This is a genomic window from Comamonas sp. C24C, from assembly GCF_053345995.1.
Genome location: NZ_JBKFBC010000003.1, coordinates 356367 through 373496 on the forward strand (window position 1 = coordinate 356367; position 17130 = coordinate 373496).

Below are 17130 nucleotides of genomic sequence, written 5' to 3' on the forward strand. Positions count from 1 at the left end.
AGCAATGAAAGTTAGTGACATCCTGCGCGTCAAAGGCAATACCCTGTACACGGTGTCGCCCGATGAAAGCCTGGCCGCGGCGGTGCAGGTGATGTCGGAGAAGGACATCGGCTCGCTGGTCGTGATGGATCACGGCGATGTGGTGGGCATGCTCACCTTCCGCGAAGTGATCCAGGGCTTTGTGAAGACCGGCGGCGTGGAGAACATTTCCGTGCGCGGCGCCATGGACGACGCGCCCATGACCTGCACCATGGAAACCGATATGGACGAGGTGCGCCGCATGATGCTGGATCGCCATGCGCGCTATATGCCGGTGATGGACAAGCGCATGCTGATGGGCGTGATCTCGCTGTATGACGTGGCCAAGGCCGTGGTGGACAGCCAGAACTTCGAGAACCGCATGCTCAAGGCCTATATCCGCGACTGGCCCGAAGGCGAGCGCCAGGGCGCGGAGTAATGACTGCGCAGCAGTTCTGCATCTGAGTCAGGCGGCCTTCGGGCCGTTTTTTGCGGCCCGGACAACCGCCTAGAAGCGGATGATGCGGCCGAGCTGCGTGGGCTCTGCCTCCACGTCTGTAGTGGGCTGGGCGCCGGTGTATTGCGCGCGCGGTCGTATCAACTGGCCCGTAGCCTGCTGCTCCAGTGCATGGGCAATCCAGCCCGCGGTGCGGCCCAGGGCAAACAGCACAAAGGCCGCGCCTGGCGGTAGGCGCAGGGCGCGTTCAATGGCCACCAGGCTGTAGTCCAGACTTGGGTGTAGTCCAGTGGTCGCATGGACCTGGTCGATCAGGTTTTCGCGCTGGGCGTCAAATGGCAGCTGGGCCAGCAGGTAGGCGCTGCGCGGGTCGCCTGAAGGGTAGAGCGGGTGGCCAAATCCTGCCAGGTAGTGCGGTGTCTGACCGGTCTGCGTGGCTTCCAGCAAGGCCAGCAACGAGGCTGCCAGGGGTGCCTTGGGCGGTCTGACATGCCATTCATCCCAATGAGCACTGATGTGCTGGGTCATGCCGCCATGCAGTGGGCCGGACAATGCGGCCAGCCCTGCTCCGACGCTGGCATGCAGGCTGGCGCCGGTGGACGCAACCACGCGTGCGGCAAAACTGGATGCATTGAGCTCATGGTCGGCGCACAGTACCAGGGCGCTACGCAGCACATTGGCGGCATCGACGTTGGCATCAGCATCTGCATCGGGCTGCCAACTGGCGGCTAGGCGCTGATGCAGTGGCACAAGCGTCACAGGTTGCGCAGATGGCTTTGAACTGGATGCGCTGGCTGGTGGCGGCAGACCCAGCAATACATCTCCCATGCAGTGCAGCAGTGCCAGATGATTTCCCGGCACCGTTGCCATGCCAAACCATGTGGCCAGTGCCTGTGCCGCGCTACGGGGCATGTGCCGAGCACCCAATCTTGCCGGCGGCTCATCGACCCCGGCGGGGTCTGCGCTGCCTTGCTGCCAGAGCAGCATTGCGGTTTCTTCCAAAGTGGCGCTCTGTGCCAGTTGTACGGCGCTGTGGCCGCGGTAGTAAAGCTGTCCGTCGCGCACCAGGGTGATGGCCGAGTCCAGCACTGCCTGACCCCAGTCCAGGGTGGATTGGGCCAGTTGTGCGGGGTTGCGCACGGCCTGCCGCTGGCGCACGAGACGCTGCACATCAGACAGCAGGTAGACGGTGCCGCGCCTGCCGGCCAGTCGTTGAGCCTTCAACAGGCCGCGACTGGCATAGCTGTAGAGGCTGGCGCGCTGCACCCCCAGCATGGCTGCAGCTTCTGCCGCCTGCAGCCATGGGGAGGAAGAGGGCGTATCAGCGGACATGGGCAGTCGATCAGGCGATGAGGGGTGATTGCCCAGCATCGTAGCGCCTGCCGACTGGTTGATGGCGAGTGTGTTCTGTCCGCAGTCGATTGGGCCAATCAAGATTGACGGCCATGGACCATGGCGCGTGCAATGCAAGACATGGGTTTACGGCGCTTGCCAGGAGTTTCGATGTCTACAGCCAGTCTTTGCTTTTCTTCTTCCGCAGCGTCCGCACAGCGGGCTCGTGCAGCGCTGCAGCAGCAGTGGGAGTTGGCCGGTTTGCCAGCACAGGCCTTATCGCAGCTGCGGTTGACGGGCAGGGCCCGCGGCTTTGTCAGCAGCTTTGCCGTGGTGGATGCGGTGCAGGCCAGCGTGGCAGCGGCAGCGCTGGCGGCCACGCAGATAGAGCAGCTGCGTCAGCCCCGTCGCCCTGTGCAAGTGGTGACGGTGGATGCCCAGCATGCGGCATTCGAGTCCAGCGGCTATTTCACCCTGGACGGACGAAGGCCTGACCAGTGGGCGCCAGTCTCCGGTCTGTATGCCTGCGGCCAGGCGGTGGGCGAACCAGGCTGGGTTCGTATTCATGCCAATTTCGATCATCACCGCGACGGGGCGCTGGCCTTGCTGGGGCTGCCCGAGGGCGCAGCCACTCCACGCGAGGCCGTGGCTCAGGCGCTGGCCCATTGGCGTGCGCAGGACTTCGAGACACAGGCAGCCATCCGTGGCTTGCCGGTGGCCGCATCGCGCAGCCATGCCCAGTGGCAGTCATTGGGTCAGGAGGATGGGGGGGCCGGTGCTGGGCTGGTGCAGATAGAGCGAGTGGGCGATGCTCCAGCATTGCCCTGGCCGGGACAACAGAACGGGCAGCGGCCGCTGGCGGGGTTGCGGGTGCTGGATCTCACGCGCATTCTGGCCGGGCCGGTTGCAGGGCGTACTTTGGCCGCCTATGGCGCGGATGTGATGCTGGTCAACAGCCCGCATTTGCCCAATATCGAGGCTATTGCCGATACCAGCAGGGGCAAGCGGTCCACATATGCGGATATGAATGAGGTCGCAGGACGCGATGCCCTGAGCATGCTGGTAGGGGGTGCCCATGTCTTCATGCAGGCCTACCGCCCCGGGGCTTTGCAGGCCAAGGGCTTTGGCACGGAGCAACTGCTGCAGATGCGGCCCGGGTTGGTGGTGGCCGAACTTTGCGCCTATGGATGGGAGGGGCCATGGGCCGGGCGGCGCGGCTTTGATTCTCTGGTGCAGACGGCCAGCGGCATCAACGAGGACGAGGCCGCCGCGCATGGCTCGGCCCAGCCCCGCGCGCTGCCCATGCAGGCGCTGGACTATGGTGCAGGGTTCTGGCTGGCCTTTGGCATAGAGACTGCCTTGCTTCGTCAAGCGCAGCAGGGAGGGAGCTGGCGTGTGCGTGTCACCCTAGCTGGTGTGGCGCACTGGTTGCGTGGCTTGGGGCGGGTGCAGGTCGCGGACCATGCCTGGACAGAGGCCAGGCCTGATATTGCGCCCTATCTGCAGACATTGGACAGCGGCTTTGGCAAGTTGCAGGCCGTGCGTCACAGCGCCAGGTTCTCGCACACGCCGGTGGCCTGGGACCATGCATCCATGCTGCCCGGCAGCAGTCAGCCGCGGTGGTGAGCAGGCGCTGCAGGCATAATTGACGGTCTATGAGCGGCAATACCTTCGGCACAATTTTCACGGTCACCAATTTCGGTGAGTCCCACGGTCCGGCCATTGGCTGTGTGATTGATGGCTGCCCCCCGGGCATGGCCTTGAGCGAGGCGGATATCCAGCATGATCTGGATCGGCGTCGCCCAGGCACCAGCAAGTTCGTCACCCAGCGCAACGAGCCCGATGCAGTGGAGATTCTCTCCGGCGTGTACGAGGGCAAGACCACGGGTACGCCGATCGCCCTGCTGATCCGCAATACCGATCAGCGCAGCAAGGATTACTCCAATATTGCGCAGAGCTTTCGCCCCGGTCATGCCGACTATGCCTATTTCCAGAAGTACGGCATCCGTGATCCGCGCGGCGGCGGTCGCTCCTCGGCACGTCTGACGGCGCCCACCGTGGCCGCAGGTGCCGTGGCCAAGAAATGGCTCAAGGAAAAGTTCGGTACCGAGTTCCGCGCCTGCATGACCCAGATCGGCGAGCTGTCCATAGGCTTCGAGAGCTGGGAGCATGTGCCTCACAACCCCTTCTTCGCGCCCGTGGCCGATGTGAGCCGTTTCGAGGAATACATGGAGCAGCTGCGCAAGAGCGGCGATTCCTGCGGCGCGGCGCTGCGTGTGAACGCCAGCAATATGCCGGTCGGCCTGGGCCAGCCTTTGTATGACCGCCTGGACGCCGACATCGCCTACGCCATGATGGGCCTGAATGCGGTCAAGGCCGTGGAGATCGGCGCAGGCTTCGACAGCGTGGCCCAGCGCGGCACCACGCACGGCGACTCGCTGAGCCCCGAGGGTTTTCGCAGCAATAACGCGGGCGGCATCGTGGGCGGCATCAGCACCGGCCAGGACCTGGAAGTGCGCATCGGCATCAAGCCCACCAGCTCCATCATCACGCCACGTGAATCCATCGACGTGCACGGCCAGAGCACCGAAGTCATCACCAAGGGGCGCCACGACCCTTGCGTGGGCATTCGTGCCGCGCCGATTGCCGAGGCGCTGCTGGCGCTGGTGGTGATGGACCATGCGCTGCGCCACCGCGCGCAGAATGCCGATGTGGATTCCGGTCTGGCTCCGATTCCGGCCTCGGTCAGCTGACATCACCCAGACCTTTTTGTGCGTTACAAGCTCTGACTCAGGAGAGTCCGATGGTTGCAACCGACAAAAAACCGGATCAACGCCAGTCTCGCGCCCTGTCGCCAGGCTGGCGTTGTGCTTTTCACAAGGTCTGCGCTCCCCTCTGCGCTGCGCTGCTCGCATTGGGCTTGAGCGCATGCAGCGGTGGTGTGACAAGGCCTGCCAGCATGGAGATCACCGTGCTGGGCTTCAACGACCTGCACGGCCATCTGGAGCCGCCCGGACTGGCGGTGACGGCGCAGAACGCGCAGGGCCGCAACGTTGTCGTGCCCGCCGGCGGCGTGGCCTACATGGCCCGGGCCATCGCCCAGCGTCGCCAGGCCAGCCGCCATGTGGCGCTGGTCACGGCAGGGGACATGATCGGGGCTTCGCCCATGGTCTCGGCGCTGTTTCTCGATGAGCCGACGATAGAGGTGCTCAATCTCATGCGGGTGGACTTTGCAGCCACCGGCAATCACGAATACGACCAGGGCGTAGCCGAGTTGCAGCGCATGCAAAACGGTGGCTGCGAGAAATTCATCAGCAAGCAGCCATGCCAGATCAGCCAGCCCTTCAGGGGCGCGCAGTTTCCGTTTCTCGCTGCCAATACGTTGCGCGGCGACGGTCGGTCGCTGTTTCCCGCGACGGGGCTGAAGTTCTTCGAGCAGGACGGTCTGCGCATAGGCGTGGGCTTCATCGGCATGACGCTCAGGAACACGCCGCATATGGTGCGGCCCAGCGGGGTCAGAGGGCTGACATTCGCCGACGAGGCACAGACGGCCAATGCTCTGATCCCCCAGCTGCGTGCGCAGGGGGCCGATGTGATCGTGGTGCTGATCCATGAGGGCGGAGCCACCACGTCGGGCCTGCAGGACGATAGCTGCCAGGGCCTGTCCGGCGCTATCGTGCCGATTCTGGAGCAGCTCTCCAGCGAGGTCGATGTGGTGATCTCCGGCCATACCCACCGTTCCTATGTGTGCGATTACGCCAGGGTGAATGCCCGCAAGCCGTTCTTGCTGACCAGCGCGGGTCAGTACGGCACGCTGCTGACCGAAGTCAGACTGACCGTGGATGCGCGCACACGCCGCGTCAGCCGCAAGTCGGCGCACCAGACCATCGTGCAGGGCGAGGCCTATCGCAGCGCTGGTGGTCAGGTGGGCTTGCAGCCCGAGTTTCCGGTCTTTGACGCCGATGCCGAAGTGGCAGCGCTGGTGGCGCGCTACAAGGCTGCGGCGCGGCCGCTGGCCGAGGCCGTTGCAGGGCGGCTGGCCGGACCTGTCAGCCGCATGCCGCAAGCCAATGGCGAAAGCGTGATGGGGCGCATCGTGGCCGACGCCATACTTGCGGCCACGCGCGATGCCGCCGCGGGCGCAGCGCAACTGGCGTTTGTGAACCCCGGCGGTGTGCGCGCCGACCTGCTGCCCGCGGCCGACGGCAGCGTGAACTATGGCCAGCTGTTCAGCGTTCAGCCGTTCGGCAATACGCTGATGGTGATGAGTCTGACGGGCGAGCAGATTCGCCAGGTGCTGGAGCAGCAATTCGGCAGCGGCAGCAACACCGTGAATGCGCCGCGCATCCTGCAGGTGTCCGAGGGCTTCAGCTATCGCTTCGATCGCCGCCAGCCCGCGGGCCGGCGCGTGAGCGAGTTGCGCCTGAACGGCCGGCGGCTAGAGATGTCGCAGCGCTACCGCGTGGGACTGCAGAGCTATCTGGGCAGCGGCGGCGACAACTTCAGCATCTTCGCGCAAGGCATCGATGTGGTGGGCGGCATGCCGGATCTGGATGCCCTGGCCGAGCATGTGCGCGAGCAAAGCCGCAGTGGTCCGATGGTGCTACCTTTAAAGGAGCGCATTACGCGTGTGGATTAAGGAAATCAGATAAAAATCTATCTTATATCCTCTGAAATCATGCGCCAGGTGCTCATAAGTTGATAGCGGATGCCTGCCATCAAGTGCACAAAACAAAAGCCACCCGAAGGTGGCTTTTGTCATGGCGGCGGTCAGGCCTGGGGCTTTCTGGCGGCCTTGGCCTTGGGACTGCGAACCTCATCCATGATGTTCTTGAAGTCGTCCACATCCTCGAAGCTGCGGTATACGCTGGCAAACCGGATATAGCCGACCTTGTCCAGGCCCTTGAGTTCATCCATCACCAGCTCGCCAAGGCGGCTGGAATCGATTTCACGCTGGCCCAGATTGAGCAGCCTGTCCTCGATGCGCTCTATGGCTGCATCGATGAGTTCGGTGCTCACGGGGCGCTTGCGCAGCGCGATCTGAAAAGAGCCTTGCAGCTTGGCACGCTCGTATTCGATACGGCGGCCGTCTCTCTTGACCACGGTCGGAAAGCTGACCTCGGGGCGCTCGTAGGTCGTGAAGCGCTTGTCGCAGCCGCCGCAGCGGCGGCGGCGGCGGATGAAGCCCCCGTCCTCGGACTCGCGGGTCTCAACCACTTGCGTGTCCGGATGGTTGCAGAAGGGGCACTTCATGACAGCTCAGCGCAGCAGGATTTACTTGCTGTAGACAGGGAACTTGGCAGTCAGCTCGGCCACCTTGGCGCGCACGGCGGCCAGATTGGCTTCGTCTTCGGGCTTGTCCAGCACATCGGCCACCAGATTGGCGGTGATGCGGGCTTCTTCCTCACCGAAACCACGGGTGGTCATGGCGGGCGTGCCGATACGGATGCCGCTGGTCACGAAAGGCTTCTCGGGGTCGTTGGGGATGGCGTTCTTGTTCACGGTGATGTGAGCCAGACCCAGAGCCGCTTCGGCAGCCTTGCCGGTAATGCCCTTGGCGCGCAGGTCCACCAGCATCACGTGGCTTTCGGTGCGGCCGGAGACGATGCGCAGACCGCGCTCGGTCAGTGTTTCGGCAAACACCTTGGCATTCTTCACGACCTGTTCCTGGTAGGCCTTGAACTCGGGAGTCAGGGCTTCCTTGAAGGCCACGGCCTTGCCGGCGATGACGTGCATCAGGGGGCCGCCTTGCAGGCCGGGGAAGATGGCGCTGTTGATGGCCTTCTCGTGCTCGGCCTTCATCAGGATCACGCCGCCACGAGGGCCGCGCAGGCTCTTGTGGGTGGTGGTGGTGACCACGTCGGCGTGGGGCACGGGGTTGGGGTACACGCCTGCGGCGATCAGGCCGGCATAGTGGGCCATGTCCACCCAGAAGATGGCGCCGACTTCCTTGGCGATCTTGGCGAAGCGCTCGAAATCGATGCGCAGGGCATAGGCGGAAGCGCCGGCCACGATGATGCGGGGCTTGTGTTCGCGGGCCAGCTCTTCGAGCTTGTCGTAGTCGATGGCTTCGTCGGCATTCAGACCGTAGGAGACGGCCTTGAACCATTTGCCGGACATGTTCAGCGCCATGCCGTGGGTCAGGTGACCGCCTTCGGCCAGGCTCATGCCCAGAATGGTGTCGCCGGGCTTGGCGAAAGCCATCAGCACCGCCTGGTTGGCCTGAGAGCCGGAATTGGGTTGCACGTTGGCGGCTTCGGCGCCAAAGATCTGCTTGATGCGGTCAATGGCCAGCTGCTCGACCACGTCCACATGCTCGCAGCCACCGTAGTAGCGCTTGCCGGGATAGCCTTCGGCGTACTTGTTGGTCAGCTGGGAGCCCTGGGCTTCCATCACGGCGGGCGAGCAGTAGTTCTCGCTGGCGATCAGCTCGATGTGCTCTTGCTGGCGATGGTTTTCAGCTTCAATAGCTGCAAACAGTTCGGGGTCGACTTTCGCGACGGTATCGGTGCGTTGAAACATGGCAGTCCTATGAACTTAGATATTCCCTTGAGGCCAAGGGCTGCCCAGGCGAACGGCTGAAACGCTTGCAGGCTGCAGTCGCTGCGGCTCTGGGCGGTACGCTCCCCGGTGGTTCACAGACCTTGCAGTCTGCCGGTTTCCACGTCAGCGGCAGAAAATTCTGCGCCTATCGCCAGTTGCGTACACCCGCTAGTGTAGCTGAGCTGGCATGGCTCCAAGGCCTATGCCCGTTTTTCCCTCAAAGCCTTGCCAGGCATAAAAAAAGCTGGCCGAAGCCAGCTTGAGAAATACGGGGATCTGTCGCTTAGAGGTTGGAGTCGGCCAGGGCCACCTGCTGGGCGTGGGAGACCTTGGTGGCTGCTTCGGACTTGGCCGTCATCAGCGGGCTGGCCTGCAGGCCCACGCCCTGGCGCAGGCGCTGGTGTTCGGCAAGCACCTTGGCCGCATAGCCGCCGTCCGAAGGAAGGTTGGCTGCGCCCACGTAGTAGCGCAGGCCGCCTTCGATGGAGCCGGCGCGGGCAATGCATTCCTTGAGCACCTTGACGCCGACCTTGAGGTTGGTGACAGGGTCGAAGGCCGCATGCTGGCCGCCAAAGCTTTCATACTTGTCGGTGTGCACGGAGGTCATCACCTGCATCAGGCCCTGGGCGCCGACCGAGCTTTGGGCAAACGGGTTGAAGCTCGATTCAATCGCCATGATGGCCAGAATCAGCGTCGGGTCCAGCTTGTTGGCCTTGCCCTGGGCATAGGCTTCGCTGACCAGTGCGGCAATCGGCTCGGGCGCCACCCGGTATTTTTTGCTGAGCCAGTAGGCGACAGCCGCCTGCTCCTTGGGCAGGTTCTTGGGGTTGACGGCCGTGGCGCGGTCGCTGGCGACGACGAGGTTGGCGGAAGCGGGGGCTTCCTCCACTTCGGCGGCAGCCACAACGGTGCTGGCGGGCAGGCGTGTATCGAGCCACTCGCGCAGTTCGGTGGCGCCGGCCAGACGCAGGTCCGGACGAGAGATCAAAATCAGGGCCGAAATGGCCACGGCCAAGCCCAGCAGGGCGAAACCGTTGTGAGTAAGAGCAAGAAAACCGTGGGCCGTCTTATGGCCCAACGTTCGCGCGGAGGCGATTAATTTTCCTGACGCTGGCATAGCTTGTCCTTTCTTGGCTATCGCCCGAGGTCGCACCGGATCAATCTCGCGGTGCAACCAGGACAACTGGCCGATGAGGTTTGCTGCGGGCCGATTAAAAGCGCCCCTCGGGGCGCCGATCGGTCTGCTCAGTCGTGAGGCAGCGGAAACAAAAAACGCTCATTTCGAGCGCTGGCGGATTCTAGAAGCGTCCTAAATATTCAGTCAACACTAACAAAAATACTTTTTAGATTTTAAAATTATATAAAAACTGTATGAATGTACAGTTTGCTCAAAAAATTACAGCAAAAAATCACGGATTCAAGAGGTGTATACGCTCACATCGTTTTATTTGTCATCAAGGCGAAATAAAGTGCAAAAAGCCTGGTAGCCCTACGCGAGCACAGATATAGTGAATCTGCCTGCAAGTTGCAGGTGCTTGCCAAAGGAAAGGAAAAGCAAACTCCGCCGAGGCCTTTGATTCCATGGGCTGTTGGCACTTGCTCTTTATCTTCGCTTGAGGCACAAAAGGGAGCAATCGTTGCTTCCAGCGGCAAGGACCACACCCTCCTTGAACCGCGAAAACGGCCCGGTCTGGTACCGGCCGTGAAGCCCGGAAGTCGGTTTCGCCACTTCCGGGCTTTGTCGTTTCTGGCGATGTCTCGTGCTGCAGCGCATTGTTTGCATTTTTTCGCGTTCATCTGTCTCTGGTGGGCATGCCGATGACGCAAACTTCTCCCTGGAAACGCCTCTTGCCTCTATCTATATATAGAGCGCAATCTAGATACACCTGTATGCGCTCAAGGTACAGTGGTGTCCACGGGCGCGTGGCGGGTCCTGCCCCTGAGAGTCTTGGAAGGCTTTCAATCCCTGCATCAATAACAAATCCTCATGTCCTTGCTCACATCGAATCGCTGGCTTCGTCGGCTGATCTGGTCTGTTCTTGCTCTTTTGCTGTTATGGCTGCTGCTGTGGGCGCTGGTGCCCTGGGTGGCCAAGAGCCAGCTGGAAAAACGGGCTGCCGAGAAGCTGGGGCGCGGCGTCCATGTGGGCAAGATCGAGTTTGCGCCCTGGGCGATGTCCATCACCCTGCATGATCTGGTGATTGATAAAGCAATTAAAAAAGTAGCTGAAACCGCTGATGCAGAAGGCGTTTCAGCTCAGAAAGACCTGAAGTCTGCCGCAGAGCCCCAGCTGGAGATCAAGCGCATCTTCATCAATGCCAGTGCGCAATCACTGTTCAGGCTCGCACCTGTGCTGGATGCCATCGAGGTCGATGCACCCGTGGTGCGCCTGACTCAGTATTCGCTCGGCAAGCTCGATATCGACGATGTGATTGCCCGGCTCATGGAGCCCGATGACGAAGAGCCAGCCAAGCCCGTGAGCTTTGCGCTCTACAACATTGCCTTGCGCGACGGCCGTATCGAACTCAATGACGAGTCGGTGCAGCGCAAGCATGAGCTCAAGGACTTGCAGCTGAGCATTCCCTTCATCAGCAATCTGGCGTCCAAGCGCGAGATCAAGGTGTTGCCGCATCTGGCTTTCGATCTCAACGGCAGCAAGTTCGATACATCGGGTGAGAGCACGCCATTCACGGACAGTCGCCAGACGGCGATGCATCTCAAATGGGACCACATCGATCTGACTCCTTATCTGGGCTATGTGCCTGCCAGCGTTCCGGTGCAGCCTCTCTCGGGAATGCTCGATACGGATCTGCAGGTCAGCTTCGAGGAAAAAGACCAGCCGGTGGTTCGCATCAGCGGCAAGCTGGCCTTGAGCGAGGTCGCTTTGCAGGACCGCCAGGGCGCGCCGCTGCTGAGCTTTGATGCGCTGGAAGTGCAGCTCCAGAATGTTCAACCGCTGCAGAACCAGATTGCGCTGGAGACGGTGCGCTGGATCAAGCCGGAGGTACATGCCAGCCGCAACGCACAAGGCGTGATCAACTGGCTGGGGCTGAATGCGCCGGCCGTCGCCCCCGCAGCGCCGCTTGAGAAGGCCGGGCCTGAGCCCGCTTCCGTCGAGGCCAGCAATCCGGCCCAGGCAAATGCGAAGGCTGAGAAGCCGAACCCCTTGGTCGTTGGCGTGCAGCAGTTCGATATTGAAGGCGGCATCGTGCATTGGCAGGATGCTGCAACAGGTGCGGTACCTGCGGCGCTGACGCTGGCTCCGTTGACCCTGCAGGCCAGAAGCCTGGCCTGGCCCATGAATGAAGCTTTGCATCTGAAGGCCTCCGCGGGAGTGCAAACAGGCGGCCAGCCTCGGGCGCAAGAGGAGGCCAGACTGGCTGTGGATGGTGAGGCCACGCTCAAGGCCGGCAAGCTCAGCCTCAAGCTGGAGCAGTTGCCGCTGCAATGGCTGCAGTCCTATGTGCAAGCGCACTTCACGCCGCAGCTCAGCGCCATGCTCAATACCGATGCCGGGATTTCCTGGGGCGAGGGCGGGGTGGTGGCGGAAGTGACCGAGCTGACTGCCGACAAGCTGCAGCTGCAGGACAAGCAGGCTCCCGTCAATATCGAGCAGGTCAAGGTTAGCGGCGTTCAGGTCGATCTCTCTGCCCGGCAGGTGCAGGTGGAGGCCATCGCAGTCCAGAAACCTCAGCTGGCGGCGCTGCGCGATGCTCAAGGGCGCTGGATGTACGAGCGCTGGCTGCCTGCCGCAGTGCCGGCAGCCAGATCGACAAGCCAGGGGGGCAAGACGGAGCCAGGCCAGCCCTGGTCGGTCAAGCTCGCAGCGATTGCCGTGGATGGCGGTGCGCTGCAGTTCCGCGATGCCGCACCTGTGCAAGGCCGCAGTGCGCAGCCGGTACAGCTGGATGTGAGCGCCTTGCGCGTGCGCCTGGGCGCTTTCGAGCCGCTGGCGGCCAAGGCGGCGCCGACCCCGCTGGAGGTCTCGGCTCAGCTCTCGGCCAATCGCCGGGTGCAGGCTGGCCAAATTCAGTTCAAGGGGCTGCTGGGCCTGACGCCGGTCTCGGCTCAGGGTCAACTGCAGGCTCGTGCCGTGCCGCTGCATGCACTGGAGCCGTACTTTGCTCACAAGCTCAATGTGGATCTGGTGCGTGCCGATGGCAACTTCCGCGGCCGGCTCAACTATCTGGCCCATGCCAAGGGACCGCAAGTGTCCGTGTCGGGGGATGTCGAACTCAACGACCTGCGCGTGCGCTCCACGCTGGCTGCTCCGGTGCAAGAGGAGGCCGGCAAGCCCAGCACCGCCAAGGGCGCGCTGACGGCGGTGCTCAATGACTCCACGGCGGACCGCGCCAAGGCGCTGGCAGCGCGTACCGGCCTGGGCCTGGGCGATGATCTGCTGGCCTGGAAGACGCTGGCCGTGCGCGGGCTGGATCTGAGCATGCAACCGGCCCAGCCGCTGCGCGTGAGCGTGCGCGAGACGGCATTGAGCGATTTTTTTGCGCGCGTCATCGTGCAGCGCAACGGTCGCATCAATCTGCAGGACATTGTGAAGACCGAAAAGTCCGAACAGTCCGTCGCGCAGAACGAAGAGGCGAATGCCAAGGTGGCGGCGGGCCAGAAGCCCGAAGCCAGCAAGCCTGTGGAAGAGCCGGCAAAGCCCGAGGACAGTGGGCCTGCGCCCATCATCAAGGTTGGACCGATTGTGCTGACGGGCGGCAAGGTGCAGTTCTCCGACTACTTCATCCAGCCCAACTACTCGGCCGATCTGAGTGAGCTGACCGGCCGTCTGAGTGCCTTCTCTTCACAGGCCCCTGCAGGCCAGGCCGAACCGCAAATGGCCGATCTTGAAATCAAGGGCCGGGCCCAGGGCACGGCGAAGCTCGATATCAGCGGCAAGATCAATCCGCTGGCCAAGCCTCTGGCGCTGGATGTGCGCGCCCAGATGAATGATTTGGAGCTGTCGCCGCTGTCGCCATATTCCATCAAGTACGCGGGCTATGGCATAGAGCGCGGCAAGCTCTATATGGATGTGAACTACAAGGTGCAGCCCGATGGACAGCTCACGGCTTCGAACAAGCTGGTGCTGCGTCAGCTGACCTTTGGTGACAAGGTCGAAGGCGCGCCCGCGTCGCTGCCCGTCAAGCTGGCCGTGGCCCTGCTGTCCGACCGCAACGGCGTGATCGATCTGGATGTGCCGCTGAGCGGCTCGCTCAACGATCCGCAGTTCCGTCTGGCTCCCATCATCTTCAAGGTGATCGGCAACATCATCATGAAAGCCGTGACCGCGCCGTTTGCGCTGTTGTCAGGCGCATTCTCGGGGGGCGACGAGTCGGGTGCCGTCAATTTTGCGCCTGGCAGTGCGAAGCTCGATGGCCAGGCCAGGGAGCAACTGGCCAAGATCGTCAAGGCACTCAACGACCGCCCGGCACTCAAGATGACGGTGGTGGGTGAGTCGCGCGAAGCCGAAGACCAGGAGGCCTGGAAGTCGGAGGAACTGAACCGCCTGCTGCTGGCCCAGAAGCGCCGCAACGTGATTCGCGAAGGCAAGAGTGGCGACGAGGTGACGGAGTTCAGCGAAACCGAGCGCCTGGCCTTGCTCAAGGCTGTCTACGGCCGCGCCGACATCAAAAAGCCCCGTAACATGGTCGGGTTGGCCAAGGATCTGCCGGCCGATCAGATAAAGGCCCTGCTGGTGGCCAGCATCAAGGTGCCCGACGATGCCATGCGTGAGCTGGCACTGGCGCGCGGCGTGGCTGTGCGGGACTATCTGGCCACGCAGCAGCTGCCGCTGGAGCGCCTGTTCCTGGGCGCTCCCAAGCTGGACCCGAAGGACAAGGATTGGACTCCGCGTGCCCAGCTGAGCCTGTCGGCGCAGTGATGAAATCGCCGCGAAATACCTTGCGATTTCGCATTTTTTGGCTTGCCTTTAAATAAAGGCGAAAATATCGGTTTGCCTAGGCACCCATGTGCCTGGGCTTGCGCTTGGAAAGTCTGCCCTCATGTGGGTTGGCTCTGGCCTGTTGCAGCGTTGACTGCGGTGGCTGCCAAGCATTTTCTGACCCTTACATGACATCTATTTCTCCTAGCAGCACCATGTCTGATGCATCTGAAGTGAACCCGGCCTCTGCCAAGAATTCTGAGCAACATCCGCTGGATGCATTGACGGGTGGTGCTTTCTCCGCCGAGACCTCGGGTGATCGCGCCGCGCGCATTCGCGACTGGCTGGCGACCCAGCCCACGGTCGAGCAACTCCAGGACGTTCACAAGGAACTGAGCAAGGGCGACAAGAGTGCTGCCCGTGCCGTGCGTGAGCGCCTTGATGAAATCCGCCGCACCGCAAATCAGGAAAAGATTTCGGTGGAATGGGCCGAGAAGGCCGAGGCGCTGCTGGCAGCCGTGCCCTTTGACGCCGCCGCTGCAGCCGCCTGGCAGCGCGATGCCGCCAAGGCCGGCGCCGCACTGTCGCGCGAGCCGCTGTCGCAATTCAAGGCCCAGTTGGTCGAGCGTGTGAAGGCCGTGGAAGACCTGCAGCACCGCACCCAGGTGCAGCGCGAAGTGGCGCTGTTGCTTGCTCAGCGCATCGAAGTGCTGTCGACCAAGTCCTGGAAAGATGCCAAGGCTGTGCTGGAGGCTCTGGGCGCTGATGTGGCCCGTTGGCAAGAGCAGGCCAAGGAGCTGACGGGTGACGCCAGCTGGAGCAGCGTGGACGGCCGTTTCCCGCCTCAGCTGGAAGCCGCTTCGGCACAACTGGCGCTGGTTTGGGATGCCTTCCAGTCTGCGCTTGCGCAGACCGAAGCGGCTGCAGCCGACGAGTCTGCGCCGCTGCCCACCGTGCCGGTCTGGGCTGACGAAATCCGTGTGGCTCGTGGTTTGCCGCCTGAAGCTGCTGCTGTGGAAGCGGCCAAGCCTGCTGCGCCACGCGCAGCGGCCGGTGGCCGTGGCAAGCCCACCTCCGAGCAGGTCGAAGCCGCCAAGGCCGGCCTGGGCCAGGCGCTGGAGGCGCTGAAGGCCGAGACCGCAGCCGGCAACAGCAAGGCAGGCTCCGAAGCCGTGCAAGCCATGCGCGCTGCCATCAAGACCCATGGCCGCTTTGTGGATGAAGCGACCGTGAGCGAAGTGCACGACGCCCTGCTGGCTGCCGGCGAGGCCGATGGCTGGCAGCGTCAGCTGGCCGACAAGCTGCGCGAAGATCTGGTGGCCAAGGCCGAGGCCTTGCTCAACCGCCCCGACGGTCAGGTTCTGGGTGGCCGCAAGATCCAGGAAACCCTGCGCAGCCTGCGCGAGCAGTGGAAGCAGGCCGACCAGGGTGCTGCGGCCAATCATGCACTGTGGAAGAAGTTCGACGAGGCCTGCAATGCCGCCTACAAGGTGGTCGAGTCCTGGCACGACAAGATTCGCCAGGACAGCACGCAGGCCAAGGCCCAGCGTCTGGCGCTGATCGAAGAAATCAAGGCCTGGGCCGCAGAGCATTCCGCGAGCCAGGATTGGAAGAACATGCTGCGCGCACTGCGCCAGTTTGGCGAACGCTGGCGCGAAAGCGGGCATATCGGCGAAAAGCTGTTTGCCGAGCTGCAACCTCTGTTCAAGCAGGCCATGGCTGCTGCTGAAGCGCCCTTGCAGGCGGCGCAGAAGGCCAGCCTGGAGCGTCGCCATGCCATGATCGACGAAGCCACGGCCCTGGGTGCGGCGCCCAGCCTGCGCATCGATGCCGTGAAGGCGTTGCAGCAGCGCTGGCAGGCCGAGGCTCAGGTGGTGCCGCTGGATCGCAAGCATGAGCAAAAGCTTTGGGATGCATTCCGCAAGCCGCTGGATGATGCCTTCAATCGCAAGAGCGTGGAGCGTGGTGGTCGCAGCCAGGCAGCGGTCGAGCTGTCCGAGCATGATCGTCGTGTGCTGGATGCATCCAAGGCGGTTGAAGCGGCCAATGCCAGCGGCGATGCGCAGAAGATTCATGCAGCGCTAGCCGAGCTGGAGGCTGCCATCAAGGCTCAGCCTGCCAAGACTGGCGAAAATCAGCCTCAAGCCCAGACAGAGCCAGCCGCTGAAGCAGGTGCGGCAGAAGCTGCGGCAGTGGCCAAGCCGGCACGTCCCGTGGTCGCCGTGCGTGGTGATGACCGCCCTGGTATGAAGAAGGAGGCGGCAGCTGCCGTCGGTGGCCGTCCTGGCGATCGCAAGGATGGAGGCCGTGGCCGAGATGCAGCCCGTGGCGAGCGCGGTGGACGTGATGGTCGCGACAGCCGCGATGCCGGTCGTGGTCGTCGCGAGTTCGCGCGTGAAGAGCGCGGTCCTCGTCTGGCCGATCCCGCATTCCGTGCCCAGCGTGATGCTGTGGAGCATGCCCAGGAGGCTTTGCGCAAGCTGGCGGCCCAGGCCCATGGCGAAGCGCTGACCCAGTTGCTGGGTGCCTGGCAGGCACGTGATGCGGCGCAGCTGCCATCGGCTCAGCAGCTGGGCGGCAAGGTGACGGCTCCTGTGCGTACATCCTGGTCCGGCGCCGTGGCCGCCGCGCCCAAGGGCAATGCTGCGGAAGCTCTGCTGCGCCTGGAAATGGCTGCTGACGTGCACACCCCGGCCGATCAGCTGGCTGCACGCCGTGCGCTGCAGCTGCAGATGCTGACTCGCCGCAACGATCCTGCGCCGCAGCAGACCTGGGGCCAGGATGTGGCCACGGTGCTGGGCAGTGCGAGTGATGAGGCATCTGCCCGTCGCCTGCAGGCCGCACTCAAGCAATTGCTGCGCAAGTAAGTGATGGGCGCCGCCTCGATAAGGGGCGGCGG

10 protein-coding genes and 1 riboswitch are annotated in these 17130 nt (G+C 63.1%); of the genes, 6 read left to right on the forward strand and 4 right to left on the reverse strand.

Annotated elements, in window-relative coordinates; genetic code table 11:
- Positions 1 to 4 precede the first annotated feature (4 nt).
- Positions 5 to 457, forward strand: coding sequence for a CBS domain-containing protein (locus ACLBXN_RS08530; RefSeq protein WP_003053381.1), 453 nt, complete (start codon positions 5 to 7; stop codon positions 455 to 457).
- 69 nt (positions 458 to 526) lie between these two features.
- Here the strand turns inward: ACLBXN_RS08530 and ACLBXN_RS08535 are convergent, their stop codons facing one another.
- Positions 527 to 1807: a citrate/2-methylcitrate synthase gene (locus ACLBXN_RS08535; protein WP_447611820.1), complete on the reverse strand. Its 1281-nt coding sequence runs from the start codon at positions 1805 to 1807 to the stop codon at positions 527 to 529.
- Between the two features lie 171 nt (positions 1808 to 1978).
- Here ACLBXN_RS08535 and ACLBXN_RS08540 point away from each other — a divergent pair, with 171 nt between their 5' ends.
- Genes ACLBXN_RS08540 through ACLBXN_RS08550 form a run of 3 tightly spaced genes read left to right on the forward strand, consistent with a single transcriptional unit; the run spans position 1979 to position 6446 of the window.
- Complete coding sequence (locus ACLBXN_RS08540; RefSeq protein ID WP_447611821.1) at positions 1979 to 3433, forward strand: CoA transferase; 1455 nt, start codon at positions 1979 to 1981, stop codon at positions 3431 to 3433.
- A gap of 29 nt (positions 3434 to 3462) precedes the next feature.
- Positions 3463 to 4560: a chorismate synthase gene (aroC, locus tag ACLBXN_RS08545; RefSeq protein ID WP_447611822.1), complete on the forward strand. Its 1098-nt coding sequence runs from the start codon at positions 3463 to 3465 to the stop codon at positions 4558 to 4560.
- A 50-nt stretch (positions 4561 to 4610) separates the two neighbouring features.
- Positions 4611 to 6446, forward strand: a complete 1836-nt coding sequence (locus ACLBXN_RS08550; protein WP_447611823.1) for a bifunctional metallophosphatase/5'-nucleotidase — start codon at positions 4611 to 4613, stop codon at positions 6444 to 6446.
- 131 nt (positions 6447 to 6577) lie between these two features.
- On the opposite strand, the gene nrdR is transcribed toward ACLBXN_RS08550, so the two are convergent.
- The 3 genes from nrdR to ACLBXN_RS08565 form a co-directional block, all read right to left on the reverse strand.
- Entirely contained in the window at positions 6578 to 7060 is a 483-nt protein-coding gene (gene nrdR, locus ACLBXN_RS08555; protein ID WP_087081895.1) for a transcriptional regulator NrdR, read from the reverse strand.
- Positions 7061 to 7081: 21 nt separating this feature from the next.
- Positions 7082 to 8329 carry a serine hydroxymethyltransferase gene (gene glyA / locus ACLBXN_RS08560; protein ID WP_003053390.1) on the reverse strand — a complete coding sequence of 416 codons (1248 nt, stop codon included), beginning with the start codon at positions 8327 to 8329 and terminating at the stop codon, positions 7082 to 7084.
- A gap of 35 nt (positions 8330 to 8364) precedes the next feature.
- A riboswitch (ZMP/ZTP riboswitch) is annotated at positions 8365 to 8519 on the reverse strand.
- A 114-nt stretch (positions 8520 to 8633) separates the two neighbouring features.
- Positions 8634 to 9467 carry a lytic transglycosylase domain-containing protein gene (locus ACLBXN_RS08565; protein WP_211458673.1) on the reverse strand — a complete coding sequence of 278 codons (834 nt, stop codon included), beginning with the start codon at positions 9465 to 9467 and terminating at the stop codon, positions 8634 to 8636.
- Positions 9468 to 10337: 870 nt separating this feature from the next.
- Between ACLBXN_RS08565 and ACLBXN_RS08570 the strand changes: the two genes are divergently transcribed.
- Both ACLBXN_RS08570 and ACLBXN_RS08575 read left to right on the forward strand, forming a co-directional pair.
- Positions 10338 to 14231, forward strand: coding sequence for a DUF748 domain-containing protein (locus ACLBXN_RS08570; RefSeq protein ID WP_447611824.1), 3894 nt, complete (start codon positions 10338 to 10340; stop codon positions 14229 to 14231).
- Positions 14232 to 14446: 215 nt separating this feature from the next.
- The gene (locus ACLBXN_RS08575) at positions 14447 to 17098 is read left to right on the forward strand and encodes a DUF349 domain-containing protein (RefSeq protein WP_447611825.1); all 2652 of its coding nucleotides are present in this window, start codon (positions 14447 to 14449) and stop codon (positions 17096 to 17098) included.
- The last annotated feature ends 32 nt before the right edge of the window (positions 17099 to 17130 follow it).

Bases quoted from the DNA above. Each gene is read 5' to 3' on its own strand.
- ACLBXN_RS08530 (WP_003053381.1), top strand. From the start codon at position 5: ATGAAAGTTAGTGACATCCTGCGCGTCAAAGGCAATACCCTGTACACG.
- ACLBXN_RS08535 (WP_447611820.1), bottom strand. From the start codon at position 1,807: ATGTCCGCTGATACGCCCTCTTCCTCCCCATGGCTGCAGGCGGCAGAA.
- ACLBXN_RS08540 (WP_447611821.1), top strand. From the start codon at position 1,979: ATGTCTACAGCCAGTCTTTGCTTTTCTTCTTCCGCAGCGTCCGCACAG.
- aroC (WP_447611822.1), top strand. From the start codon at position 3,463: ATGAGCGGCAATACCTTCGGCACAATTTTCACGGTCACCAATTTCGGT.
- ACLBXN_RS08550 (WP_447611823.1), top strand. From the start codon at position 4,611: ATGGTTGCAACCGACAAAAAACCGGATCAACGCCAGTCTCGCGCCCTG.
- nrdR (WP_087081895.1), bottom strand. From the start codon at position 7,060: ATGAAGTGCCCCTTCTGCAACCATCCGGACACGCAAGTGGTTGAGACC.
- glyA (WP_003053390.1), bottom strand. From the start codon at position 8,329: ATGTTTCAACGCACCGATACCGTCGCGAAAGTCGACCCCGAACTGTTT.
- ACLBXN_RS08565 (WP_211458673.1), bottom strand. From the start codon at position 9,467: ATGCCAGCGTCAGGAAAATTAATCGCCTCCGCGCGAACGTTGGGCCAT.
- ACLBXN_RS08570 (WP_447611824.1), top strand. From the start codon at position 10,338: ATGTCCTTGCTCACATCGAATCGCTGGCTTCGTCGGCTGATCTGGTCT.
- ACLBXN_RS08575 (WP_447611825.1), top strand. From the start codon at position 14,447: ATGTCTGATGCATCTGAAGTGAACCCGGCCTCTGCCAAGAATTCTGAG.